Source organism: Streptomyces sp. Act143, from assembly GCF_003143935.1.
Taxonomy (GTDB): Bacteria; Actinomycetota; Actinomycetes; order Streptomycetales; family Streptomycetaceae; genus Streptomyces.
On the sequence record NZ_QFRX01000001.1, the window covers coordinates 5,793,351 to 5,816,503 of the forward strand.

General features: G+C 68.7%; 24 protein-coding genes and 4 tRNA genes. 23 read left to right on the plus strand and 5 right to left on the minus strand.

Annotation, left to right across the window (positions count from 1 at the left end):
* Positions 1–57 precede the first annotated feature (57 nt).
* Positions 58–324, plus strand: a complete 267-nt coding sequence (locus DI272_RS26320; RefSeq protein ID WP_109497733.1) for a GlsB/YeaQ/YmgE family stress response membrane protein — start codon at positions 58–60, stop codon at positions 322–324.
* A 125-nt stretch (positions 325–449) separates the two neighbouring features.
* Here DI272_RS26320 and DI272_RS26325 read toward each other — a convergent pair whose 3' ends face one another.
* Complete coding sequence (locus DI272_RS26325) at positions 450–938, minus strand: YajQ family cyclic di-GMP-binding protein (protein WP_109497734.1); 489 nt, start codon at positions 936–938, stop codon at positions 450–452.
* Positions 939–1,175: 237 nt separating this feature from the next.
* On the opposite strand from DI272_RS26325, the gene DI272_RS26330 reads away from it, so the two are divergent.
* Positions 1,176–1,257, plus strand: a tRNA-Tyr gene (locus tag DI272_RS26330).
* Between the two features lie 229 nt (positions 1,258–1,486).
* Positions 1,487–1,699 carry a hypothetical protein gene (locus DI272_RS26335; RefSeq protein ID WP_109497735.1) on the plus strand — a complete coding sequence of 71 codons (213 nt, stop codon included), beginning with the start codon at positions 1,487–1,489 and terminating at the stop codon, positions 1,697–1,699.
* 35 nt (positions 1,700–1,734) lie between these two features.
* Here DI272_RS26335 and DI272_RS26340 read toward each other — a convergent pair whose 3' ends face one another.
* Positions 1,735–2,391: an NAD(P)H-binding protein gene (locus DI272_RS26340; protein WP_109501048.1), complete on the minus strand. Its 657-nt coding sequence runs from the start codon at positions 2,389–2,391 to the stop codon at positions 1,735–1,737.
* A gap of 183 nt (positions 2,392–2,574) precedes the next feature.
* On the minus strand, positions 2,575–3,831 hold the full coding sequence (locus DI272_RS26345) for an amidohydrolase family protein (protein ID WP_109497736.1): 1,257 nt from the start codon (positions 3,829–3,831) through the stop codon (positions 2,575–2,577).
* A gap of 249 nt (positions 3,832–4,080) precedes the next feature.
* On the opposite strand from DI272_RS26345, the gene DI272_RS26350 reads away from it, so the two are divergent.
* The 9 genes from DI272_RS26350 (at position 4,081) to DI272_RS26390 (ending at position 9,815) form a co-directional block, all read left to right on the plus strand.
* Positions 4,081–4,153 (plus strand) — tRNA-Thr (locus DI272_RS26350).
* A 46-nt stretch (positions 4,154–4,199) separates the two neighbouring features.
* Positions 4,200–4,272 (plus strand) — tRNA-Met (locus DI272_RS26355).
* A gap of 90 nt (positions 4,273–4,362) precedes the next feature.
* Positions 4,363–4,527: a 50S ribosomal protein L33 gene (rpmG, locus tag DI272_RS26360; protein WP_018834916.1), complete on the plus strand. Its 165-nt coding sequence runs from the start codon at positions 4,363–4,365 to the stop codon at positions 4,525–4,527.
* 125 nt (positions 4,528–4,652) lie between these two features.
* Positions 4,653–5,105: a MaoC family dehydratase N-terminal domain-containing protein gene (locus tag DI272_RS26365; protein ID WP_109497737.1), complete on the plus strand. Its 453-nt coding sequence runs from the start codon at positions 4,653–4,655 to the stop codon at positions 5,103–5,105.
* Between the two features lie 8 nt (positions 5,106–5,113).
* Positions 5,114–5,542: a MaoC family dehydratase gene (locus DI272_RS26370; RefSeq protein ID WP_109497738.1), complete on the plus strand. Its 429-nt coding sequence runs from the start codon at positions 5,114–5,116 to the stop codon at positions 5,540–5,542.
* Between the two features lie 141 nt (positions 5,543–5,683).
* Complete coding sequence (locus tag DI272_RS26375) at positions 5,684–6,253, plus strand: TetR/AcrR family transcriptional regulator (protein WP_181387316.1); 570 nt, start codon at positions 5,684–5,686, stop codon at positions 6,251–6,253.
* 80 nt (positions 6,254–6,333) lie between these two features.
* Entirely contained in the window at positions 6,334–7,785 is a 1,452-nt protein-coding gene (locus tag DI272_RS26380) for an MFS transporter (protein WP_109497739.1), read from the plus strand.
* A 160-nt stretch (positions 7,786–7,945) separates the two neighbouring features.
* Positions 7,946–9,001 carry a UDP-N-acetylmuramate dehydrogenase gene (locus tag DI272_RS26385; protein WP_109497740.1) on the plus strand — a complete coding sequence of 352 codons (1,056 nt, stop codon included), beginning with the start codon at positions 7,946–7,948 and terminating at the stop codon, positions 8,999–9,001.
* Positions 9,002–9,107: 106 nt separating this feature from the next.
* On the plus strand, positions 9,108–9,815 hold the full coding sequence (locus tag DI272_RS26390; RefSeq protein WP_109497741.1) for a hypothetical protein: 708 nt from the start codon (positions 9,108–9,110) through the stop codon (positions 9,813–9,815).
* On the opposite strand, the gene DI272_RS26395 is transcribed toward DI272_RS26390, so the two are convergent.
* Both DI272_RS26395 and DI272_RS26400 read right to left on the minus strand, forming a co-directional pair.
* Positions 9,760–10,800 carry an adenosine deaminase gene (locus tag DI272_RS26395; RefSeq protein ID WP_109497742.1) on the minus strand — a complete coding sequence of 347 codons (1,041 nt, stop codon included), beginning with the start codon at positions 10,798–10,800 and terminating at the stop codon, positions 9,760–9,762. The two genes, DI272_RS26390 and DI272_RS26395, sit on opposite strands and share 56 nt — an antisense overlap.
* A gap of 121 nt (positions 10,801–10,921) precedes the next feature.
* Positions 10,922–12,148 carry a pyridoxal phosphate-dependent aminotransferase gene (locus tag DI272_RS26400; protein ID WP_109497743.1) on the minus strand — a complete coding sequence of 409 codons (1,227 nt, stop codon included), beginning with the start codon at positions 12,146–12,148 and terminating at the stop codon, positions 10,922–10,924.
* Between the two features lie 297 nt (positions 12,149–12,445).
* Here DI272_RS26400 and DI272_RS26405 point away from each other — a divergent pair.
* The 11 genes from DI272_RS26405 (at position 12,446) to rpoB (ending at position 23,134) form a co-directional block, all read left to right on the plus strand.
* Positions 12,446–12,518: transfer RNA gene (locus tag DI272_RS26405), tRNA-Trp, on the plus strand.
* Between the two features lie 108 nt (positions 12,519–12,626).
* Positions 12,627–12,914: a preprotein translocase subunit SecE gene (gene secE, locus DI272_RS26410; RefSeq protein WP_109497744.1), complete on the plus strand. Its 288-nt coding sequence runs from the start codon at positions 12,627–12,629 to the stop codon at positions 12,912–12,914.
* Positions 12,915–12,995: 81 nt separating this feature from the next.
* The gene (gene nusG, locus DI272_RS26415; protein ID WP_109497745.1) at positions 12,996–13,856 is read left to right on the plus strand and encodes a transcription termination/antitermination protein NusG; all 861 of its coding nucleotides are present in this window, start codon (positions 12,996–12,998) and stop codon (positions 13,854–13,856) included.
* A gap of 82 nt (positions 13,857–13,938) precedes the next feature.
* Complete coding sequence (locus DI272_RS26420) at positions 13,939–14,379, plus strand: hypothetical protein (RefSeq protein WP_109497746.1); 441 nt, start codon at positions 13,939–13,941, stop codon at positions 14,377–14,379.
* A gap of 119 nt (positions 14,380–14,498) precedes the next feature.
* Complete coding sequence (gene rplK, locus DI272_RS26425; protein WP_079312374.1) at positions 14,499–14,933, plus strand: 50S ribosomal protein L11; 435 nt, start codon at positions 14,499–14,501, stop codon at positions 14,931–14,933.
* Positions 14,934–15,014: 81 nt separating this feature from the next.
* On the plus strand, positions 15,015–15,740 hold the full coding sequence (gene rplA, locus DI272_RS26430; protein ID WP_109497747.1) for a 50S ribosomal protein L1: 726 nt from the start codon (positions 15,015–15,017) through the stop codon (positions 15,738–15,740).
* Between the two features lie 131 nt (positions 15,741–15,871).
* On the plus strand, positions 15,872–16,792 hold the full coding sequence (locus tag DI272_RS26435) for a hypothetical protein (protein ID WP_109497748.1): 921 nt from the start codon (positions 15,872–15,874) through the stop codon (positions 16,790–16,792).
* A 126-nt stretch (positions 16,793–16,918) separates the two neighbouring features.
* A complete protein-coding gene (locus DI272_RS26440; protein ID WP_109497749.1) occupies positions 16,919–17,785 on the plus strand; it encodes a DUF1396 domain-containing protein in 867 nt (288 codons plus the stop codon).
* Between the two features lie 281 nt (positions 17,786–18,066).
* Complete coding sequence (rplJ, locus tag DI272_RS26445) at positions 18,067–18,597, plus strand: 50S ribosomal protein L10 (RefSeq protein ID WP_109497750.1); 531 nt, start codon at positions 18,067–18,069, stop codon at positions 18,595–18,597.
* 122 nt (positions 18,598–18,719) lie between these two features.
* Positions 18,720–19,109 carry a 50S ribosomal protein L7/L12 gene (rplL, locus tag DI272_RS26450; protein ID WP_109501050.1) on the plus strand — a complete coding sequence of 130 codons (390 nt, stop codon included), beginning with the start codon at positions 18,720–18,722 and terminating at the stop codon, positions 19,107–19,109.
* Positions 19,110–19,648: 539 nt separating this feature from the next.
* Positions 19,649–23,134, plus strand: a complete 3,486-nt coding sequence (gene rpoB / locus DI272_RS26460) for a DNA-directed RNA polymerase subunit beta (RefSeq protein ID WP_109497751.1) — start codon at positions 19,649–19,651, stop codon at positions 23,132–23,134.
* Positions 23,135–23,153: the final 19 nt, after the last annotated feature.

Genomic DNA, 23,153 nt, shown 5'->3' on the forward strand with positions numbered 1-23,153 from the left:
ACGGAAATCACAGGGCCGGAACAGTGCGGGCACAGCGCGGAAGGGCAGGTTCAGGGCATGAGCATCATCGGTTGGATCATCCTGGGGCTCCTGGCCGGAGCCATCGCCAAGTTCCTGCTGCCGGGCCGCGACCCGGGCGGCTTCATCGGTACGACCCTCATCGGCATCGCGGGCGCGTTCATCGGCGGCTGGATCTCGGCGCGCTGGTTGGACCACCCGGTCACCAAGAGCTTCTACGACGGCACCACTTGGGCCGCGGCGATCGGAGGCTCGCTCGTCCTCCTGATCGGCTACCGCATCCTGTTCGGCAACTCGCGCGACTGAACCGCCCCTGGACCGCAGCCAGCAGGCGAGAAGGGTGGGCACCGGCCAGGTGCCCACCCTTCCTCGTGCAGTTCCTCGTGCAGTTCCTCGTGCAGTTCCTCGTGCAGCGCGGAACGATCCGTGGACTACCGGTAGTTCACGAACTGCAGGGCGAAGTCGAAGTCCTTGCCCTTGAGCAGGGCGATGACGGCCTGGAGATCGTCACGGCTCTTCGAGCTGACGCGCAGCTCGTCGCCCTGGACCTGGGCCTTCACGCCCTTCGGACCCTCGTCGCGGATGATCTTCGCCACCTTCTTCGCGTTCTCCTGGGAGATGCCCTCCTCGATGGACGCGAAGATCTTGTACTCCTTGCCGGACAGCTGCGGCTCACCGGCGTCCAGGGCCTTCAGCGAGATGCCCCGCTTGATCAGCTTGGACTGGAAGACGTCGAGGACGGCCTTCACCCGGTCCTCGGAGTTCGCCTCCATCAGGATCTTGTCGCCGGACCACGAGATGGAGGCGCCGACGCCCTTGAAGTCGTAGCGCTGGGAGATCTCCTTGCCGGTCTGGTTGAGGGCGTTGTCGACCTCCTGCCGCTCGACCTTCGAGACGATGTCGAAACTGGAGTCGGCCATGTCCTGTGGCTCCTTGTATCGGGGTGCGTATCGGGGTGCGTACCGGGTGCGTTTCGGCGCGCGTGGGGCTGCCGCCGAGCCGGGCACAGTCCCCGGGCCGCATCCGCACAAGCCTAGCCACCTCGCGTCTGTCGAGCGCAGATCAATCAGGTGGCGAAGCACCCCTCTCCATCGGGTATTGTTTACGTCGTTGCCACGGAGCACCGCCGAAAAGCGGTTCGAAGGGCAGCAAACCCCGGCGGTGTGCCCGAGCGGCCAAAGGGAGCAGACTGTAAATCTGCCGGCTCAGCCTTCCCAGGTTCGAATCCTGGCGCCGCCACACTGGGGAAGACCCCCTCCAAACTGCGGAAACGCAGAGTGGAGGGGGTCTCTTCATGTGCCCGGAGGGTGCTCCGCGCGTCCCCCGCGTGCCCCCCGCGCGTACTCTGCGGGTGTTCGGCGGGAATGCGGGAGTCGACGCAGAGTGACCGGCCTCACGCTCGCGCCCGGAAGTGCGCGCCACCCGTCCGCCGCGCGCAACACAGGTCCGCCCGGGGCACACTGACCCCATGTCCAGCCGCCGCAGAAACTGCCCCGAATGTCAGCGCGAGATCGCCGTGGTCGCCGGGCGCTTCGCGCGGCACGACCCGCCCGGCGCACGGGAGAGCGGCGAGCTCATCTCCTGCGCGGGCTCGCGTCGGCAAGCCCAACTGGGTGCCGCACAGCCCGCATTGGACGGTTACGCCGTTCCGGAGTTCCCTGGGCAGATGCCGCTGTTCTAGGGCGGGCCGACGCGGGCCGGCCGCCCCTACCGCGCTCAGTTGCCGGCCACCGACTTCACCGCCACCGACACCGGCGTCGACCCGCCGATCAGCTCCAGGGTCAGACCGGCCGTCGCCGGGGTGTCGAGCAGCTCCGCCAGTACGGCGGCCACGTCGTCGCGCGGGACCGGGCCACGGCCCGTCTGGGCCTCCAGGCGTACGAGGCCGGTGCCGGCGTCGTTCGTCAGCTGGCCGGGCCGCAGGATCGTCCAGTCCAGGGCGTCGAGCCCTTGGACGTACCGGTCGGCCTCGCCCTTGGCGCGCAGGTAGACGTCGAAGACGTCATCGCCCCGATGCTCCGGGTCGGCGCCCATCGACGACACGACCACGTGACGCCGTACGCGGGCCCGGACCGCCGCGTCCGCGAACAGCACCGCGGCACCCTTGTCCACCGTGTCCTTGCGGGCCACCCCGCTGCCCGGCCCCGCGCCCGCCGCGAAGACCGCCGCGTCCGCGCCCTGCAGATGGGCCGCGACCTCCTCGACGGAGGCCGACTCCAGGTCCAGCAGGACCGGTTCGGCGCCGGCTTCCCTCAGGTCGTCGCCCTGTTCCGCCTTGCGGATGATGCCCGCGACCTCGTTCCCGCGCGCGGCGAGCAGTCGCTCCAGCCGCAACGCGATCTGACCATGACCACCAGCGATGACGATGCGCATGCCTTCGACCGTACGCTGGTACGCCGACATTCGCCGTACGACCGTGTCCGGCAGGCGGCCGTACCAGGCGTACGACCGTGCCCGCCACGCGAGTTGACCCCACCGGCACGCCCGCACCCGGTCACGGCCCGGCGAGATCGACGCCGGCCGACATCATCCCCGCCCACCCCCACCCCACACGTCCTAGGACGGCTCCCCCCGCCCCTGCCGGGGCAGGCCCAACTCCGCGGTCGCCGCTGAGTCACAGAACTCGCGTACCGCGCTCGTCCGCGCCACCACGCGCCCCCGGTGCACCACGATCCGGCTGTACGCGAGGGACAGGGCCCCCGCCAGCCGTTCGCCGCGCACCGCCAGGAGTTCGGCGGGGAAGCCCGCCTCCACGCGCACCTCGGGCAGCCCCAGCACGGCTCGCGCGGACGTGCTGACGGTGTCGTACGCGTCCTCGGGGCGCAGGCCGTGACGGGAGGCCAGGAGGTACGCCGCCTCCAGCGGGTCGCCGCGGCCCACGGGGTTGGACACGTCCCGCAGGGCGCCGCTTCCGGCCGCCACCCGCACGCCGGCCGCGCGCAGCAGCCGTACGGGAGCCGTGCCGCGCCGTTCCACGCCGCCGCAGCCGCCCTGCGGCAGGCACACCACCGTCACGCCGGCCGCGGCGAGCTGGTCGGCGGTGCGGGAGGCGATCTCCGAGGGGAGGCGGCCGAGGCCGCCGCAGGGGCTGAGGGTGACGCCGGGACGCAGACCGCCGGCCATGGCCGCCAGGCGGGACAGGCGGGCGGGGTCGGCGGCGTCCGTGTGCAGGTCGACCGGGCAGCCGTGTTCGGAGGCTACGTCCAGGACCGCCTGGACGTAGCCGGTCGGATCCGGGTCGAGGTCGGGGCAGCCGCCGACCACCGAGGCGCCCATCTTCACCGCGTCCCGCAGCATCGCGAGCCCCTCCGCGCCGGCCACGCCGGTCAGCAGCCGGGGCATCGCGACCGCCGTCAGCTCGGTGAGCCCCCGCAGCGACCGCCGGGCCTGGAGCACGGCGGCCAGCGCGCCCAGCCCCTGTACGTCGCCCACGCGCACGTGTGCCCGCAACGCGGTCGCCCCGTGCCCGAGTTGCAGCAGCGCGGCCTCGGTCGCCCGGCGCTGGACGTCCTGGGGGTCGTACGAGACCGGCCCGCCGGTGGCGTCGGAGAGCGCGGTGTCGCCGTGGGCGTGCGGCTCCACGGGGGCCGGCAGGAGCAGATAGCCGCTCAGGTCCACACGGGTCCCGCACGCGCGCGTGCCGGCCGCCGCCAGGCTGCCCGCCGTGCCGACCGCCTCGATGCGCCCGCCTCCGAGCCGGACGTCCACGGTCCTGCCGTCGGTCAGCCGGGCCCCGCACAGCAGCAGCGAGGCCGTGTCGGAGGCGCCGGACGAGGACGACGAGGGGGGCGGCTGCGGGTGGCTGTCGGGCATCGCGCTCCAGGGGCTCCGGGTCAAGGCTCGTGGCGGGGACGCAAGATCACGCAGAGTGAGTCGAGCCTAGGGCGGCGATCCCTTCACGGCGCGGAGGAGCGCAATAGTCGTACCGGTGTGGTCCGGTTGTGATCCGCCGTGCGGGAGGGGCTTCGGGGGCCGGTGGGAGGGGTGCCGGAGCGGGCTCGGGCGGGGGCTCGAAACGGATTTGGGTGAACGGCGGCGGACCGTGTAATGTCTTCATCGCTCGCCCCAATAGCTCAGTCGGCAGAGCGTCTCCATGGTAAGGAGAAGGTCTACGGTTCGATTCCGTATTGGGGCTCTGGTGTGAGAGGTTCCCGTCGCGAGGCGGGAACGGATCGCATCACAGCGGTGTAGCTCAGTCGGTAGAGCAAGCGGCTCATAATCGCTGTGTCACCGGTTCAAGTCCGGTCACCGCTACTGACAGTAGCCGATTGCGGGGTCGGTCCTTCGATCGGCTACTCTTCTTTGCGTTAAATCAGTCCTATCCGTTCGTCAAGGAGCACTCACGTGGCTGCCACCGACGTCCGCCCGAAGATCACGCTGGCCTGCGTGGAGTGCAAGGAGCGGAACTACATCACCAAGAAGAACCGGCGTAACAACCCGGACCGTATGGAGATGAAGAAGCACTGCCCGCGTTGCAACGCGCACACCGCGCACCGCGAGACGCGATAAATCAGGCTCGTACGCGAGGCCGTCCCCAGTAGTCAGGGGGGCGGCCTCGCGTCGTTCCTGCGCCGATACCGGCCAGTACCCAGTGACAAGTACCCAGTACCCAGCGATCAGGAGGTGCCGAGCCCATGGCGCTCGACCAGTCCTTCGTGGGGCGGACCTATCCGCCCACCGACCCCTATGAGGTGGGCCGGGAGAAGATCCGTGAGTTCGCGGAGGCCGTGGGGGACGCCAACCCGGCGTACGTGGACCCGGACGCGGCGAAGGCGCTCGGTCACCCCGATGTGATCGCCCCGCCGACCTTTGTGTTCGCGATCACCTTCAAGGCCGCGGGCCAGGTCGTCCAGGACCCGCAGCTGGGCCTGGACTACAGCCGCGTGGTGCACGGCGACCAAAAGTTCGCCTACACGCGCCCGGTCCGTGCCGGCGACCGGCTCACGGTCGTCTCGACCATCGAGGCGATCAAGTCGCTCGCGGGCAACGACATCCTGGACATCCGTGGTGAGGTCCACGACGAGGCCGGCGAGCACGTGGTGACCGCCTGGACCAAGCTCGTCGCGCGCGCGGCCGAGGAGGCGTGAGGAAGACGATGACGGCGAAGATCGCATACGACGACGTCGAGGTCGGCACCGAACTGCCCGCCCAGACCTTTCCCGTGACCCGCGCCACGCTCGTCCAGTACGCGGGCGCGTCCGGGGACTTCAACCCGATCCACTGGAACGAGAAGTTCGCCAAGGAGGTCGGGCTGCCGGACGTCATCGCGCACGGCATGTTCACCATGGCCGAGGCGATCCGCGTGGTGACCGACTGGGTCGGTGACCCGGGTGCCGTCGCCGAGTACGGCGTCCGCTTCACCAAGCCCGTCGTCGTTCCGAACGACGACCAGGGCGCGGTGATCGAGGTCAGCGGCAAGGTCGCGGCCAAGCTCGACGACCGCACCGTCCGCGTGGACCTGACCGCGACCAGCGCTGGGCAGAAGGTGCTGGGGATGTCCCGGGCGGTCGTACGGCTCGCCTGAGCCGCTGCCGGAGCAAGAGCTGCGGCAAGAGCTGCTGTAAGGGGCGTCCTCCATGGCGGGGCGCCCCTTACCTGTTGCCTGCGGTGGGTTTCCGCCGCGACCGCTTGACTTAGTTAGTGATTGAGTACTAACTTACCGGGCATGGTCAGGATGAGCGCAGAGGAGAGGCGCGAGAGCGTCATCCGCGCGGCGACGATCGAGTTCGCGCGCGGCGGTTACCACGGCACTTCGACCGAGGCGATCGCCAAGCGGGTCGGGGTCTCGCAGCCGTATCTCTTCCGGCTCTTCCCCGGCAAGAAGGCGATCTTCCTGGCGGCCGCCCAGCGGTGCGTGGAGGAGACGATCCGTACGTTCCAGGAGGCCGCCGAAGGGCTGGAGGGCGAAGCGGCCCTGCATGCCATGGCCAACGCGTACACCAAGGTCATCGCGGAGCGGCCGGAGCGGCTGCTGATGCAGATGCAGATGTACGTCGCCGTGGGTGCCGCCGAGGAGGAGGGCGACCACGAGTTCGGGGAGGAGGTGCGCGAGGGCTGGATGCGGCTGTGGGACACGGTCCATCTGCCCCTGGGCGCCGACGTCAACGAGACGACGACCTTCCTGGCGTACGGGATGCTCATCAACTGCCTGGTCGCCATGGGGTTCCCGCCCGGACACCGGGTGTGGGAGGGCATGTATCCGTCGGCGCGGACCACCGGTCGACTGGAGAAGTGAGCGTGAGGGGCGTCGTGGGCGCCTTTTCGTGAGCGCAAAAGTTAGTAATCAATAACTATCCGAAGTGTGTTGGGGGAGCGATGTCAGAGCAGCAAGCAGCACAGACCGCACCACGCCGCGGGGGAGCCGTCTGGGCCCTCGTCATCACCAGCGTCGCCGGATTCATGGCGGCTCTCGACAACCTCGTCGTCACCACCGCCCTGCCCTCCATCCGCGAGGACCTCGGTGGCGGACTGCACGACCTGGAATGGACGGTGAGCGCCTACACCCTCACCTTCGCCGTCCTCCTCATGTTCGGCGCGGCGCTCGGTGACCGCTTCGGTCGGCGCCGGCTCTTCCTCACCGGCCTGACGGTCTTCACCGCGGCCTCCGCGGGAGCGGCGCTCGCGCCCGGCATCGACAGCCTCATCGCGGCCCGAGCGGTCCAGGGCGTGGGGGCGGCGATCATGATGCCCCTGACCCTCACCCTGCTGACGGCCGCCGTGCCCGCCGCCAAGCGCGGGATGGCGTACGGCATCTGGGGCGCCGTCAACGGGCTCGCGGTGGCGTCCGGGCCGCTGATCGGCGGCAGCCTGACCGAGCACATCTCCTGGCAGTGGATCTTCTGGCTGAACGTCCCGCTCGGTGTCGCCCTGCTGCCCCTCGCCCGTCTCCGTCTCGCCGAGTCCTACGGCACCGGTGCCCCGCTCGACGTGCCCGGCACGCTCCTCGCGAGCGGCGGTCTCTTCGGGATCGTCTACGGCCTGGTCCGCGGCCCGGCGGACGGCTGGACGGACGCGCTGGTCCTCATCGCCCTGTTCGCCGGAGCCGCGCTGCTCGCCGGGTTCGTGATCTACAGCACCCGGGCCGCGAACCCCATGCTGCCGATGCGGCTGTTCCGCTCGCGGGCCTTCTCCGGCATCAACGCGGCGAGCCTGCTGATGTTCCTGGGCATGTTCGGTTCGATCTTCCTGCTCAGCCAGTACATGCAGGGGGTGCTCGGGTACTCGCCGACCGAGGCGGGGCTGCGGATGCTGCCGTGGACCGGGATGCCGATGCTCGTCGCGCCGGTCGCCGGCATCCTCTCCGACCGCATCGGCGGCCGGCCGGTGGTGGCCACCGGGCTCTTCTTCCAGGCGGCGGGCCTCGCATACCTGGCGTCGGTCATCACCGTCGACGCGTCCTACGGCGTCCAGCTGCCCGGTCTGATCATCAGCGGTGTCGGCATGGGGCTGTTCTTCGCTCCCGCGTCCAACCTGGTCATGTCCAGCGTGCGGCGCTCGGAGCAGGGGGTGGCGTCCGGTGCGAACAACGCGCTCCGCGAGGTGGGGGGTGCGCTCGGTATCGCGATCATGGGGTCGATCTTCTCGGCGCAGGGGGGTTACGAGACCGGTCAGACGTTCGTCGAGGGGCTGCGGCCCGCGCTGGTGACCGGGGCGGCGGTGGTGGCGCTGGCCGGGGTGGCGGCGCTGCTGATTCCGCGGGGGCGTGCAGGGCGGCGGGACGTGGGGGTGGAGGACGCGGCGTCGGCGCGGGAGACGGTCGCGGTCTGAACGGGGGTGAGCGGCTCCGTCTCCTTGGTGGGGGCGGGGCCGTTCGCATGCCTGGTGCCGGGGGCGCGTCGAGGGAACGGGGGATGTTCCGGTGGCGCCTCGATCCGCACCCCGGCCCGACCCGCACAGCCCGGCGGCAGCGCCCACGTACCCTTGACCCGTGCAGGAACGACACGACGCCCCCCTCGCCCCGCTCACCACCTTCCGTCTCGGCGGGCCCGCCGCCCGGCTGGTCACCGCCGGTACCGACGCCGAGGTGATCGAAGCCGTTCGTGAGGCGGACGACACGGGTACGCCCCTGCTGCTCATCGGCGGTGGGTCGAACCTCGTCATCGGTGACAAGGGCTTCGACGGCACCGCCCTCCTCATCGCCACCAAGGGCTTCACGCTCGACGGCACCCGTCTGGAGCTTGCCGCCGGTGAGGTCTGGACGGACGCCGTCGCCCGCACCGTGGAGGCCGGGCTCGCCGGTGTCGAGTGCCTGGCCGGCATTCCCGGCTCCGCCGGGGCCACCCCCATCCAGAACGTGGGCGCCTACGGCCAGGAGGTCGCCTCCACGATCACCCACGTGATCGCCTACGACCGCGTCACCCGCGACACCGTCACCCTCACCAACGCCGACTGCGCCTTCTCGTACCGCCACAGCCGCTTCAAGGCCGATCCCGACCGGTACGTCGTTCTCCGTGTCGGCTTCGAGCTGGAGGACGCCGGCGGGCTCTCGGCGCCCCTCAAGTACGCCGAGACCGCCCGCGCCCTCGGCGTCGAACCCGGCGACCGCGTCCCCCTCGCCGCCGCCCGCGAGACCGTACTGAAACTGCGCTCCGGCAAGGGCATGGTTCTCGACCCCGACGACCACGACACCTGGTCGGCCGGTTCCTTCTTCACCAACCCGATCCTCACGGACAGCGACTTCGCGGCCTTCCACGCGCGCGTGAAGCAGCACCTCGGACCGGACGCCGAGCCGCCGGCGTACCCCGCCGGCGCCGGTCACACCAAGACCTCCGCCGCCTGGCTGATCGACAAGGCCGGCTTCACCAAGGGCTACGGCACCGGCCCCGCCCGCATCTCCACCAAGCACACCCTCGCCCTCACCAACCGGGGCGAGGCGACCACGGAGGACCTGCTCGCCCTCGCCCGGGAGGTCGTGGCCGGCGTCCACCGCACCTTCGGCATCACCCTCGTCAACGAACCGGTGACCGTCGGCGTGAGCCTGTAGGACCCGGCAGGCGGGCGGAATCCCGGTTGCCGGGTGCCCGGCCCGACCGGAACCCTGGGGCCATGACGTACCTCTCCAGGGATTCCGAGACGTCCGGGACCCGGGCATGCGCCTGAGGCTCACCGAGTACACCCCTCGCCTCGGGCCGCACCAGCACCGCATCGTCCGGCCCCGCACCCCCCTCCGCCACACCTCGCTGAGCGCACCGCAGCCGATCGGCCTGCTCCTCGGCGATCACGACGGGCTGAACCGGCTCGCCGGCCTGTTCTCCTTCGCCGCCTGCTCGCGCCGCACGATCGTGCACGTCCCGCTGCGCGACGGGGTCCCGCCCGACGAGGGATGGGGAGAGCGGGTCGACCTCGTCCTGGCCCACCACGACGCCGGCCTGCGCGCGAGCAAGTGGCCCGAGCTGCGCCGCAGACTCATCCACGGCACCCCGCTGACCGTCCGCACCGACGAGGCCCGTACCGCGCGGGACGCGGAGGCCTGGCGGGCACGCCAGGGGCGCGCGGACACCCGGGAGGAGCTGCGGCACGCCACCCATGCCCGGACGTTCTTCCTGTTCGGCACCAGGGACGTCTTCGCCCAGACGGCCACCGACCTCGCCTACGCGGCCGGCTGGGGCCCGCACCAGAAGCATGCCGCCGAGGGGCACATGGCGTTCATGACGGCACTCACACTCGCCGAGCCGCCCGGGACCGGCGGGCACCCTTTGGAGGTGGACATCTGCTACAAGCCGTATCCGCCCTACGTCCACTTCAGGCGGCCGGGCGAGCGAGCCAGTCGTCCACGCCGGCCAGCAGCCGCGCCTTGACGTCCTCCGGCGCCGCCGAACCCCGCACCGACTGCCGGGCCAGCTCCGCCAGTTCCCGGTCCGTGAAACCGTGATGCTGCCGGGCGATCTCGTACTGAGCCGCGAGCCGTGAGCCGAACAGCAGCGGGTCGTCGGCGCCGAGCGCCATCGGTACCCCCGCCTCGAACAGCGTCCGCAGCGGCACGTCCTCCGGCTTCTCGTACACCCCGAGCGCCACGTTCGAGGCCGGACAGACCTCGCAGGTCACGCCCCGGTCGGCGAGCCGCTTCAGCAGCCGGGGGTCCTCCGCGGCCCGCACCCCGTGCCCGATCCGGTGCGCGTCGAGGTCGTCCAGGCAGTCCCGCACCGAGGCCGGCCCCGTCAACTCCCCGCCGTGCGGAGCCGACAGCAGCCCGCCGTCGCGCGCGATGGCGAACGCCCGGTCGAAGTCCCGTGCCATGCCGCGCCGTTCGTCGTTGGAGAGCCCGAAGCCGACGACACCCCGGCCCGCGTACCGCACCGCCAGCCGCGCCAGCGTCCGCGCGTCCAGCGGGTGCTTCATCCGGTTCGCGGCCACCAGCACCCGCATCCCCAGCCCGGTCTCCCGCGAGGTGGTCTCCACCGCGTCGAGGATGACCTCCAGCGCCGGGATCAGCCCGCCGAGGCGGGGGGCGTACGACGTCGGGTCCACCTGGATCTCCAGCCACCCCGAGCCGTCCCGGACGTCCTCCTCCGCCGCCTCCCGCACCAGCCGCTGGATGTCCTCGGGCTGCCTGAGACAGGACCGCGCCGCGTCGTAGAGCCGCTGGAACCGGAACCAGCCCCGCTCGTCCGTGGCCCGCAGCCGGGGCGGCTCCCCGCTGGTCAGGGCCTCGGTGAGGGCTTCGGGCAGTCGTACGCCGTACTTGTCGGCCAGTTCCAGAACCGTCCCGGGGCGCATGGACCCGGTGAAGTGCAGGTGCAGATGGGCTTTCGGCAGCTCAGAGACATCACGTACACGCTCCATTCGCCGATCCTGCCGTACGCCCCTGCCGTCCCGGTAGCGCTTTCCCCGAACGTGGTCTTGCTCGCACAAACGACAGAGGACCGCCTGCCGACCTCGGCAGGCGGTCCTCCGGGGCGGAACGTCAGTCGCGGGCCTCGGCCAGCAGCTTCTGGATCCGCGAGACACCCTCGACCAGGTCCTCGTCGCCCAGCGCGTACGACAGGCGCAGGTAGCCCGGCGTGCCGAAGGCCTCACCCGGGACGACCGCGACCTCGGCCTCCTCCAGGATCAGCGCGGCCAGCTCGACCGAGTTCTGCGGGCGCTTGCCGCGGATCTCCTTGCCGATCAGGGCCTTGACCGACGGGTAGGCGTAGAAGGCGCCCTCGGGCTCGGGGCAGAGCACGCCGTCGATCTCGTTGAGCATCCGCACGATCGTCTTGCGGCGGCGGTCGAAGGCCTCCTTCATCTTCTCGACGGCCGACAGGTCACCGGAGACGGCGGCGAGGGCGGCCACCTGGGCGACGTTCGACACGTTCGAGGTGGCGTGCGACTGGAGGTTCGTCGCGGCCTTGACCACGTCCTTCGGGCCGATGACCCAGCCCACGCGCCAGCCCGTCATGGCGTACGTCTTCGCCACACCGTTGACGACGATGGTCTTGTCGGCCAGCTCGGGCACGACCACCGGCAGCGAGTGGAACTCGGCGTCGCCGTAGACCAGGTGCTCGTAGATCTCGTCGGTCAGGACCCACAGGCCCTTCTCGGCGGCCCAGCGGCCGATCTCCTCGATCTGCGCGCGGGTGTAGACGGCGCCGGTCGGGTTGGACGGGGAGACGAAGAGGAGGACCTTCGTGTTCTCCGTGCGCGCCGCTTCGAGCTGCTCCACGCTGACCCGGTAGCCGGTGGTCTCGTCCGCGACGACCTCGACCGGGACACCGCCGGCGAGGCGGATCGACTCCGGGTACGTCGTCCAGTACGGGGCCGGGACGATGACCTCGTCGCCCGGGTCGAGGATCGCGGCGAAGGCCTCGTAGATGGCCTGCTTGCCGCCGTTGGTGACGAGGACCTGGCTCGCGTCGACCTCGTAGCCGGAGTCGCGCAGGGTCTTCGCGGCGATCGCGGCCTTCAGCTCGGGGAGACCGCCGGCCGGCGTGTACCGGTGGTACTTCGGGTTGGAGCAGGCCTCGATGGCGGCCTGGACGATGTAGTCCGGGGTCGGGAAGTCGGGCTCACCGGCGCCGAAGCCGATCACCGGGCGCCCGGCGGCCTTCAGGGCCTTGGCCTTGGCGTCCACGGCGAGGGTGGCGGACTCGGAGATCGCGCCGACTCGGGCGGAGACCCGGCGCTCGGTGGGAGGGGTTGCAGCGCTCATGGGACCCATCGTTTCAGACCGGAAACGCCCCCGGCACGCGGGTTTCACAGACTGAACAGCGACTGAACAACCGTCCGGATTCACACGGGTATTGGCGCGGTGGCCTGGGTGATCTTCGGCCGTGTTCCGGGTGCCGGCGGGACGATCTTCGGCCATCGCAGTCCCCACAGGCCCTTTCTGTTCGACGCTGGGCTCCGGAGCACGTACACTCTCACCTCGTTGGCCTCACAGCGGCCGCACTCATCCGGTGCACACCGAGCACCCGGGCGGATGCGGTACGTTTGGGGGGAACCACAAAGGGTCGTAGCTCAATTGGTAGAGCACCGGTCTCCAAAACCGGCGGTTGGGGGTTCAAGTCCCTCCGGCCCTGCTACACACACCTTCGCCAGGATGTGTGCGCATGTACGTACAGCAATGCACCGCCGTGCGGCTCAGACCGGGCGCGGCACGGCCACGACCCGGGAACAGGTGAGGACGAATGGCGGACGCCGTGGGCTCCATCGACACGCCTGACGCCCAGGACGAGGCGCCGGAGTCGAAGAAGAAGGCCCGTAAGGGCGGTAAGCGCGCCAAGAAGGGCCCGCTGAAGCGACTCGGCATCTTCTACCGGCAGATCGTCGCAGAGCTTCGCAAGGTCGTCTGGCCTACGCGCAGCCAGCTGACGACGTACACGACCGTGGTGATCGTCTTCGTGATCGTCATGATCGGCCTGGTCACCGTGATTGACTATGGACTCAATCACGCCGCCAAGTACGTCTTCGGCTGAGCAAAGTCGCGAAGGGCGCCGTGGTTACCGGCGCCCCTTTCGCATGTTCCACCCCTATGTATCCAGGAAGAAGCAGCCACCGTGTCTGACCAGAACCTGAACGACGCCATCGAGCCGGACGAGTCCGTGGAAGACGAGCTCGACATCGTCGAGGGCGCGGACGAGGACCTGGACGAGTTCGAGGCTGCCGATGAAGAGGCCGGCGAGCCCGCCGAGGAAGCCGCCCTCCACGTCGAGGACGAGGACGCCGAGGACGAGTCCGGCGGCGACGTCGAGGACGTCGAGGACGAGGAAGAGGCTGTCGAGGAGGAGCCGGCCGAGCCGGTCGACCCCGTCGCCGCCCTGCGCGAGGAACTGCGCACCCTCCCCGGCGAGTGGTACGTCATCCACACCTACGCCGGTTACGAGAACCGCGTGAAGACCAACCTCGAGCAGCGCGCCGTCTCGCTGAACGTCGAGGACTACATCTTCCAGGCCGAGGTGCCGCAGGAAGAGGTCGTCCAGATCAAGAACGGCGACCGCAAGACGATCCGTCAGAACAAGCTCCCCGGCTACGTGCTGGTGCGCATGGACCTGACGAACGAGTCCTGGGGTGTCGTCCGCAACACGCCCGGCGTCACCGGCTTCGTGGGCAACGCCTACGACCCGTACCCGCTGACCCTGGACGAGATCGTGAAGATGCTCGCCCCGGAGGCCGAGGAGAAGGCCGCCCGCGAGGCCGCCGAGGCCGAGGGCAAGCCCGCGCCGCAGCGCAAGGTCGAGGTCCAGGTCCTGGACTTCGAGGTCGGCGACTCGGTCACCGTCACCGACGGCCCGTTCGCCACGCTGCAGGCCACGATCAACGAGATCAACGCCGACTCGAAGAAGGTCAAGGGTCTCGTCGAGATCTTCGGGCGTGAGACCCCGGTCGAGCTGTCCTTCGACCAGATTCAGAAGAACTGAATCAGGCCCGTCGTTGGCCGACATACGCAGTGAGGGCGCCCCGCCGGTGGATTCCGGTCAGGGGCGTCTTCGCCGTTTCCGTGTGCCCTTCGTCTTCTTCGTGCTGGCGGCCGTCTTCGCCGCCGCCCCGGTCCTCGTGGGCGTCACCCAGTGGCAGCGGGTCGCCGAGGTGCAGGACGGGGTCCGCGCCGTGGGGACCTTCCACGCCGACGGTGCCAACTGCTGGCGGCACCGCTGCTGGGTCGAGCTCGACGTCGACGGCAAGCGGGTGGAGGCCGATCTGCCGGCCCTCACCGAGACCCGGGAGAACAAGGTCTCGCGGAACGGCAAGCCGATCGTCGTCCGGTACCTGCCCTCGGACCCGACACGGGCCGCCGAGGACGGCGGGTACGGCTACGTCGGCGCCATCACCGCCGCGCTCTCCCTGCCCGTCGTGATCCTGCTGATCTTCGCGCTGGGCACCCTGGTCGCCGTCCTGCGAGGTCGGCCGCCCTTCTCACCGTGGTCGTCACCCCGGTCCTGAGCTGCCGATTTCATGTCCTGGGGGCAGAGCGGCTATCGTGGTGCGGTATGCCATCTGCCTGATGATTCATCCGAATGACGCAGGTGGTAACCAACTCTCAGTAAGGACCCGGAGAGAGCATGCCTCCCAAGAAGAAGAAGGTCACGGGGCTCATCAAGCTCCAGATCCAGGCCGGCGCCGCCAACCCGGCCCCGCCGGTCGGCCCCGCGCTGGGTCAGCACGGCGTGAACATCATGGAGTTCTGCAAGGCCTACAACGCCGCGACCGAGTCGCAGCGTGGCTGGGTGATCCCGGTGGAGATCACGGTCTACGAGGACCGCTCCTTCACCTTCATCACCAAGACGCCGCCGGCCGCGAAGATGATCCTCAAGGCCGCGGGTATCGAGAAGGGCTCCGGCGAGCCGCACAAGACCAAGGTCGCCAAGATCACCGAGGCGCAGGTCCGCGAGATCGCCACCACCAAGCTCCCCGACCTCAACGCCAACGACCTGGACGCCGCCGCGAAGATCATCGCCGGTACCGCGCGTTCCATGGGCGTCGTCGTCGAGGGCTGAGCCCCAACACCCGTACATCAGCAGAAGTGGCAGGGCCTGCTCGGCCCGGACCACGACTCCTAAGACTCACCAGGAGAAGCAGTGAGCAAGCGCAGCAAGTCTCTCCGCGCTGCGGACGCCAAGGTCGACCGGGACAAGCTCTACGCCCCGCTCGAGGCCGTCCGTCTCGCCAAGGAGACCTCCACGACCAAGTTCGACGGCACCGTCGAGGTCGCCTTCCGTCTGGGTGTCGACCCGCGCAAGGCCGACCAGATGGTCCGTGGCACCGTGAACCTTCCGCACGGCACCGGTAAGACCGCCCGGGTCCTGGTCTTCGCGACCGGTGACCGTGCCGAGGCCGCGCGTGCCGCGGGCGCCGACATCGTCGGCGCCGACGAGCTCATCGACGAGGTGTCGAAGGGCCGTCTGGACTTCGACGCCGTCGTCGCCACCCCGGACCTCATGGGCAAGGTCGGCCGTCTCGGCCGCGTCCTCGGCCCCCGTGGTCTCATGCCGAACCCGAAGACCGGCACCGTGACCCCGGACGTCGCCAAGGCTGTCAACGACATCAAGGGCGGCAAGATCGAGTTCCGCGTCGACAAGCACTCGAACCTGCACTTCATCATCGGCAAGACGTCGTTCGACGACAGCAAGCTGGTGGAGAACTACGGCGCCGCGCTGGAGGAGATCCTCCGTCTGAAGCCGTCCGCCGCCAAGGGTCGCTACATCAAGAAGGCCGCGATCAGCACCACGATCGGCCCCGGCATTCCGGTCGACCCGAACCGCACCCGCAACCTCCTCGTCGAGGAGGACCCGGCCGCGGTCTGAGTCTCACGGCTCACCGAAGTCAGGTCCGGGCCCCGCAACCTTTCGAGGTGCGGGGCCCGTCCCATTTCCGGGTACGTGTGTCAGTGCCCCGCGCTAACGTGCGGAACAGGAATCACATGGGGGTGGGACGAATGAAGAGCACGAGTGTGCGCCGGATGGCTCTCGCGATCGCCGCGACGACCGCGCTGACGGGCCTGGCGGCCTGTTCGTCGGGGGACTCGGGGGGTTCCGACCAGGACGACCGGGCCTCGGGGAGCGGCGGGGGCGTCACCAAGGTCAGCCCGATAGCCGCGCTGCGCTCCGCCGAGAAGTCCACCGACGCCGCCGACTCCGCCCAGGTCGAGTCCACGACCGTCATGGGCTCGATGATGTCCATGACCGCCGACGGCGCCCTCGGCTGGGCCGACGGCATCTCCGGCACCCTCACCATCGAGTACACCGGCGGCACCATGGCCGACACCATGCGCCAGCTGGGCACCACCAAGATGGAGGCCCGGTACCTCCCCGACGCCTACTACGCCAAGATGGGCGACGCGTTCGCCCGGCAGGCCGGCGGCAAGCACTGGATCAAGTACGACTACGACGACCTCGCGGACCTCGCGGGCGGCTCCGGCGCGTACCTCAAGGACCAGATGCAGAACACCACCCCCAACCAGTCGGTGAAGCTCCTGCTGGCCTCCGGGGACGTGAAGAAGGTCGGCGAGGAGAAGGTCCGCGGCAAGGACACCACGCACTATTCGGGCACCGTCGACGTCGCCGACCTCGCCGGCAAGAACTCCAGCCTCAGCGCGAGCCAGCTCGCCGACCTGAAGAAGCAGCTCGAACAGGCCGGGGTCACCACCGAGACCGTCGACATCTGGGTCGACGACCAGGACCTCCTGGTCAAGAAGGTGGAGAAGGGCCAGATGGCCACCGGAGAGCTGACCCAGACCGCCTACTACAGCGACTACGGAGTGAAGGTCTCGGCCGAAGAACCCCCGGCGAGCGACACCGAGGACTTCAAGAAGCTGCTGGAGAAGCAGGGCGGCACCGTGGCCGGAACCACCTCCTGAGCCACACGGAATTCAGGAGACCGCTTACCCCCCATCGGTTAGGCTCGCGGCTCGGCTGTGAATCGACCATGTGTTCAGCATGTGCCGCATGCTCGGCATGTTCATTGTGTTCCTTGGGGGGAATCGATGGGGTTTTCTGTACGACGTTCCGCGCGCTCCCGGACGATCGGCGTGGGGCTCGCCGCCGTCGCCCTCGCCGCCGGTGCGGTGAGCTGTTCCAAGGGGGAGTCCGCGTCCGAGGAGTCGCCGAAGATGACGCCGGCCGCCGCGGTGGCCAAGGCGGCGAAGAACTCGGACGACATCTCGTCCCTGCGGTACCGGATGACGGGCACGTACCCGGAGCAGGGGCGGATCAAGGCCGAGGCCTCGATGCGGATCAAGCCCAGCATCGCCATGAGCATGAAGATGACGGCGCTGGACCAGGGCAAGGACGGCTCCGCGGAGATCCGGCTCGTCGACAAGGCCATGTACATCGGCGGGAACCCCGAGATGGCCAAGGAGATGGACGGCAAGACCTGGATGAAGTTCGACCTGTCCGCGCTCAGCGACGAGCAGCTCGGCGGGGGCGCCGCCGGCGCCGGACAGGCCGAGCAGAACCCGGCGGCCGAGTCCACCTTCATGACCGGCGCCAAGGACGTGAAGAAGGTCGGCACCGAGAAGGTCGACGGGGTCGAGACCACCCACTACACGGGCACCCTCACCCTCGACGCGCTCCGCGACTCCTTCAAGGACGAGGACAAGGCGACCCGCGAGAAGCGCGAGAAGAGCGTCGAGCAGTACGAGAAGATGGGCGTCGACAAGCTCACGATGGACATGTGGATCGACGGTGCGGACCACACCAAGCAGTTCCGCATGAAGGGCGACGCCGACAAGGGCCAGCTCGACCTGACGGTCACCTTCCTCGACATCAACAAGCCGGTCACGGTCTCGGCGCCGCCCGCCAAGGACACCGTCGACCTCGCCGAGATGATGAAGGAAGCCCAGAGCGGCTGATCACCGCAGGACCGGATTTGCCTGACGGCGATCCGGTCACGTACTCTCCTACAGAAGCCAAAGACCGCTGGTCGTTGCCGTGCGCTCGCTCCGAGAGTGCGGTGGCCGAAGGATCCGCAGAACTGCGGACGACCCGCGCAGGTGACTGTGGAAGTTGCTCCCGGATGGTTCTCCATGACGGTCGAGCTACGCCCCGTGCGCCTGCGCCGGGGCGTTTCGTTTTCTTCAGTCCTCCTTCGGGTCCGCGCGGTCCTCATCACCCGGAAGGAGGCTGACGCTTTATGCCGACGCCCGACAAGGCTGCCGCGGTAGCCGAGCTCACGGACAAGTTCCGCAGCTCGAACGCCGCCGTGCTGACCGAGTACCGGGGTCTCACCGTGGCGCAGCTCAAGACGCTGCGTCGTTCTCTCGGTGAGAACGCCCAGTACGCCGTGGTGAAGAACACGCTGACCAAGATTGCGGCCAACGAGGCCGGGATCACGCTGGACGACCAGCTCTTCGCTGGTCCGACTGCCGTCGCCTTCGTCACCGGTGACCCGGTGGAGTCGGCGAAGGGTCTTCGTGACTTCGCCAAGGACAACCCGAATCTCGTCATCAAGGGCGGTGTCCTTGACGGCAAGGCGCTCTCCGCCGACGAGATCAAGAAGCTTGCGGACCTTGAGTCCCGCGAGGTTCTGCTCGCCAAGCTGGCGGGTGCCATGAAGGGCAAGCAGACGCAGGCTGCGCAGCTCTTCCAGGCGCTCCCGACGAAGCTCGTCCGCACCGTGGACGCCCTTCGCGCCAAGCAGGACGAGCAGGGCGGTGCCGAGTAATTCGGCTCGCATCATGACCGCCGCCTGAGGCTGTGCGTCTCAGGGAGTGGTCGTAGCGGGCCGAACGTACGCCCGCCATACATGTACATCCGGCACCAGCCGAATTGATTTGGAAGGAAGCCATCATGGCTCTCACCCAGGACGAACTGCTCGCCGAGTTCGAGGGCATGACCCTCATCCAGCTCTCCGAGTTCGTGAAGGCGTTCGAGGAGAAGTTCGACGTCACTGCCGCCGCCGCGGCCGTCGTCGCCGCCCCGGCTGCCGGCGGTGCCGCCGGTGGTGCCGAGGCCGTCGAGGAGAAGGACGAGTTCGACGTCATCCTCACCGGCGCCGGCGAGAAGAAGATCCAGGTCATCAAGGTCGTGCGTGAGCTGACCTCCCTGGGTCTGAAGGAGGCCAAGGACCTCGTCGACGGCACCCCGAAGCCGGTCCTCGAGAAGGTCAACAAGGAGGCCGCTGACAAGGCCGCCGAGTCCCTCAAGGCCGCGGGCGCGTCCGTCGAGGTCAAGTAAGACCTTTCGCAGGCCCACCGGGCCTGTAACGCAGTAGCGCTGAAGAGCGATCATCCATCCGGGTGGTCGCTCTTCGGCGTTCCCGGGGTTCCAGTGGCGGTTGAGTTGTGCCCGAGGACGCGAGGGGTATGGTGATCTTCGCCGTGCGTCCGAGCACCCCAGGTGGCGACCGGTTTGGGCGAGACAGGCCTTGACGAACCGCACGCAGCGCGCAATTCTCAGGACGCGTCGCCAGAACGGTCCGAATCCGAGGCATGGATCGGCGACGAAGAGGGCAGTATCAACGTGCGTTGAGGGCAGGCGTGCCGAAGGCGTTGAGGGTGACGAGGGTCAAAGAAAATCGGGGCTGGACATCAGTGCGCCAAGTGGCTACACTGACCCTTTGCGCTGCCTGTTAGCTGTCCCCTGCCCGTCACCAGGGGTCTGCCCTCGCCTCAGCAACGACGACCGAACTTCCCTGACCTGGGATTTCTGTCTTCATGCGCCGGAGAGGGACCGGTACGCGCGTAGTGAGTCCGAGCCCTCGGAAGGACCCCCTCTTGGCCGCCTCGCGCAACGCCTCGACCGCGAATATGAACAACGGCGCCAGCACCGCCCCGCTGCGCATCTCCTTTGCAAAGATCAAGGAGCCTCTCGAGGTTCCGAACCTGCTCGCGCTGCAGACCGAGAGCTTTGACTGGCTGCTCGGGAACACCGCCTGGCAGAGTCGGGTCGAGGAGGCTCTGGAGTCCGGTCAGGACGTCCCCACCAAGTCCGGTCTGGAGGAGATCTTCGAGGAGATCTCCCCGATCGAGGACTTCTCCGGGTCGATGTCGCTGACGTTCCGTGACCACCGTTTCGAGCCGCCGAAGAACAGCATCGACGAGTGCAAGGACCGCGACTTCACGTACGCGGCCCCGCTCTTCGTGACGGCCGAGTTCACCAACAACGAGACCGGCGAGATCAAGTCCCAGACGGTCTTCATGGGCGACTTCCCGCTCATGACCCACAAGGGCACCTTCGTCATCAACGGCACCGAGCGTGTCGTGGTGTCGCAGCTGGTCCGTTCGCCGGGTGTCTACTTCGACTCCTCCATCGACAAGACGTCCGACAAGGACATCTTCTCCGCCAAGATCATCCCGTCCCGGGGTGCCTGGCTGGAGATGGAGATCGACAAGCGCGACATGGTCGGTGTGCGCATCGACCGCAAGCGCAAGCAGTCCGTGACCGTCCTGCTCAAGGCTCTCGGTTGGACGACCGAGCAGATCCTGGAGGAGTTCGGCGAGTACGAGTCCATGCGCGCCACCCTGGAGAAGGACCACACCCAGGGCCAGGACGACGCGCTGCTCGACATCTACCGCAAGCTGCGTCCGGGCGAGCCCCCCACGCGTGAGGCCGCGCAGACGCTGCTCGAGAACCTCTACTTCAACCCCAAGCGCTACGACCTCGCCAAGGTCGGCCGCTACAAGGTCAACAAGAAGCTGGGTGCGGACGCTCCGCTGGACGCGGGCATCCTGACCGTCGAGGACATCATCTCGACGATCAAGTACCTGGTGAAGCTGCACGCGGGCGAGACCGAGACGGTCGGCGACCGGGGTACGAGCATCGTCGTCGAGACCGACGACATCGACCACTTCGGCAACCGTCGTCTGCGCAGCGTCGGCGAGCTCATCCAGAACCAGGTCCGTACGGGTCTGGCTCGTATGGAGCGCGTCGTCCGTGAGCGCATGACGACCCAGGACGTCGAGGCGATCACGCCGCAGACCCTGATCAACATCCGGCCGGTCGTCGCCTCCATCAAGGAGTTCTTCGGCACCAGCCAGCTGTCGCAGTTCATGGACCAGAACAACCCGCTGTCGGGTCTCACCCACAAGCGCCGTCTGTCGGCTCTTGGCCCGGGTGGTCTCTCCCGTGAGCGGGCCGGCTTCGAGGTCCGTGACGTGCACCCGTCTCACTACGGCCGTATGTGCCCGATCGAGACGCCCGAAGGCCCGAACATCGGTCTGATCGGTTCGCTCGCCTCCTACGGCCGCGTCAACGCGTTCGGTTTCGTGGAGACGCCGTACCGCAAGGTCGTCGACGGTGTCGTCACCGACGAGGTCGACTACCTGACGGCCGACGAAGAGGACCGATTCGTCATCGCGCAGGCCAACGCCACGCTCGACGACGGCATGCGCTTCACCGAGAACCGCGTCCTGGTCCGCCGTCGTGGCGGCGAGGTCGACTACGTCCCCGGTGACGACGTGGACTACATGGACGTCTCGCCGCGCCAGATGGTGTCGGTCGCGACCGCCATGATCCCGTTCCTCGAGCACGACGACGCCAACCGTGCCCTCATGGGCGCGAACATGATGCGTCAGGCCGTGCCGCTGATTAAGTCCGAGGCCCCGCTCGTCGGCACCGGCATGGAGTACCGCTCCGCCGTCGACGCCGGTGACGTGGTCAAGGCCGAGAAGGCGGGTGTGGTCCAGGAGGTCTCCGCGGACTACATCACCACCGCCAACGACGACGGCACGTACATCACGTACCGCCTGGCCAAGTTCGCCCGCTCCAACCAGGGCACCTCGGTCAACCAGAAGGTCATCGTCAACGAGGGCGACCGGATCATCGAGGGCCAGGTCCTGGCCGACGGTCCGGCCACCGAGAACGGCGAGATGGCGCTGGGCAAGAACCTGCTCGTGGCGTTCATGCCGTGGGAGGGTCACAACTACGAGGACGCGATCATCCTGTCGCAGCGCCTCGTGCAGGACGACGTCCTCTCCTCGATCCACATCGAGGAGCACGAGGTCGACGCCCGTGACACCAAGCTCGGCCCCGAGGAGATCACCCGGGACATCCCGAACGTCTCCGAGGAGGTCCTCGCCGACCTCGACGAGCGCGGCATCATCCGGATCGGTGCCGAGGTCGTCGCCGGCGACATCCTCGTCGGCAAGGTCACGCCCAAGGGTGAGACCGAGCTGACCCCCGAGGAGCGCCTGCTCCGCGCGATCTTCGGTGAGAAGGCGCGCGAGGTCCGTGACACCTCCCTGAAGGTGCCGCACGGCGAGATCGGCAAGGTCATCGGCGTCCGCGTCTTCGACCGTGAGGAAGGCGACGAGCTGCCGCCGGGCGTGAACCAACTGGTTCGTGTCTACGTGGCGCAGAAGCGCAAGATCACGGACGGTGACAAGCTCGCCGGCCGCCACGGCAACAAGGGTGTTATCTCGAAGATCCTTCCGATCGAGGACATGCCGTTCCTCGAGGACGGAACTCCGGTCGACATCATCCTCAACCCGCTCGGTGTGCCGTCCCGAATGAACCCGGGACAGGTCCTGGAGATCCACCTCGGCTGGCTCGCCAGCCGCGGCTGGGACGTCTCCGGTCTCGCCGACGAGTGGGCGCAGCGCCTGCAGAACATCGGTGCCGACCAGGTCGCCCCCGGCACCAACGTCGCCACCCCGGTGTTCGACGGTGCGCGTGAGGACGAGCTGGCGGGTCTGCTGAACCACACCATCCCGAACCGCGACGGCGAGCGCATGGTGCTCCCGACCGGTAAGGCGCGGCTGTTCGACGGCCGTAGCGGTGAGCCGTTCCCGGACCCGATCTCGGTCGGCTACATGTACATCCTGAAGCTGCACCACCTGGTCGACGACAAGCTGCACGCCCGCTCGACCGGTCCGTACTCGATGATCACCCAGCAGCCGCTGGGTGGTAAGGCTCAGTTCGGTGGCCAGCGCTTCGGTGAGATGGAGGTGTGGGCGCTGGAGGCATACGGCGCCGCGTACGCCCTCCAGGAGCTGCTGACCATCAAGTCCGACGACGTCACCGGCCGCGTGAAGGTCTACGAGGCCATCGTCAAGGGCGAGAACATCCCCGAGCCCGGCATTCCCGAGTCCTTCAAGGTGCTCATCAAGGAAATGCAGTCCCTGTGCCTCAACGTGGAGGTGCTGTCCTCGGACGGCATGTCCATCGAGATGCGCGACACCGACGAGGATGTCTTCCGCGCTGCGGAGGAGCTCGGCATCGACCTGTCCCGGCGCGAGCCGAGCAGCGTCGAAGAGGTCTGACGGGAGTCCGGGGGCCTGC

Excerpts from the sequence above, each read along its gene's own strand:
- DI272_RS26320 (WP_109497733.1), top strand. The coding sequence starts at position 58 with ATGAGCATCATCGGTTGGATCATCCTGGGGCTCCTGGCCGGAGCCATC.
- DI272_RS26325 (WP_109497734.1), bottom strand. The coding sequence starts at position 938 with ATGGCCGACTCCAGTTTCGACATCGTCTCGAAGGTCGAGCGGCAGGAG.
- DI272_RS26335 (WP_109497735.1), top strand. The coding sequence starts at position 1,487 with ATGTCCAGCCGCCGCAGAAACTGCCCCGAATGTCAGCGCGAGATCGCC.
- DI272_RS26340 (WP_109501048.1), bottom strand. The coding sequence starts at position 2,391 with ATGCGCATCGTCATCGCTGGTGGTCATGGTCAGATCGCGTTGCGGCTG.
- DI272_RS26345 (WP_109497736.1), bottom strand. The coding sequence starts at position 3,831 with ATGCCCGACAGCCACCCGCAGCCGCCCCCCTCGTCGTCCTCGTCCGGC.
- DI272_RS26365 (WP_109497737.1), top strand. The coding sequence starts at position 4,653 with ATGGCGCTCGACCAGTCCTTCGTGGGGCGGACCTATCCGCCCACCGAC.
- DI272_RS26370 (WP_109497738.1), top strand. The coding sequence starts at position 5,114 with ATGACGGCGAAGATCGCATACGACGACGTCGAGGTCGGCACCGAACTG.
- DI272_RS26375 (WP_181387316.1), top strand. The coding sequence starts at position 5,684 with ATGGTCAGGATGAGCGCAGAGGAGAGGCGCGAGAGCGTCATCCGCGCG.
- DI272_RS26380 (WP_109497739.1), top strand. The coding sequence starts at position 6,334 with ATGTCAGAGCAGCAAGCAGCACAGACCGCACCACGCCGCGGGGGAGCC.
- DI272_RS26390 (WP_109497741.1), top strand. The coding sequence starts at position 9,108 with ATGCGCCTGAGGCTCACCGAGTACACCCCTCGCCTCGGGCCGCACCAG.
- DI272_RS26395 (WP_109497742.1), bottom strand. The coding sequence starts at position 10,800 with ATGGAGCGTGTACGTGATGTCTCTGAGCTGCCGAAAGCCCATCTGCAC.
- DI272_RS26400 (WP_109497743.1), bottom strand. The coding sequence starts at position 12,148 with ATGAGCGCTGCAACCCCTCCCACCGAGCGCCGGGTCTCCGCCCGAGTC.
- secE (WP_109497744.1), top strand. The coding sequence starts at position 12,627 with ATGGCGGACGCCGTGGGCTCCATCGACACGCCTGACGCCCAGGACGAG.
- rplK (WP_079312374.1), top strand. The coding sequence starts at position 14,499 with ATGCCTCCCAAGAAGAAGAAGGTCACGGGGCTCATCAAGCTCCAGATC.
- DI272_RS26435 (WP_109497748.1), top strand. The coding sequence starts at position 15,872 with ATGAAGAGCACGAGTGTGCGCCGGATGGCTCTCGCGATCGCCGCGACG.
- DI272_RS26440 (WP_109497749.1), top strand. The coding sequence starts at position 16,919 with ATGGGGTTTTCTGTACGACGTTCCGCGCGCTCCCGGACGATCGGCGTG.
- rplJ (WP_109497750.1), top strand. The coding sequence starts at position 18,067 with ATGCCGACGCCCGACAAGGCTGCCGCGGTAGCCGAGCTCACGGACAAG.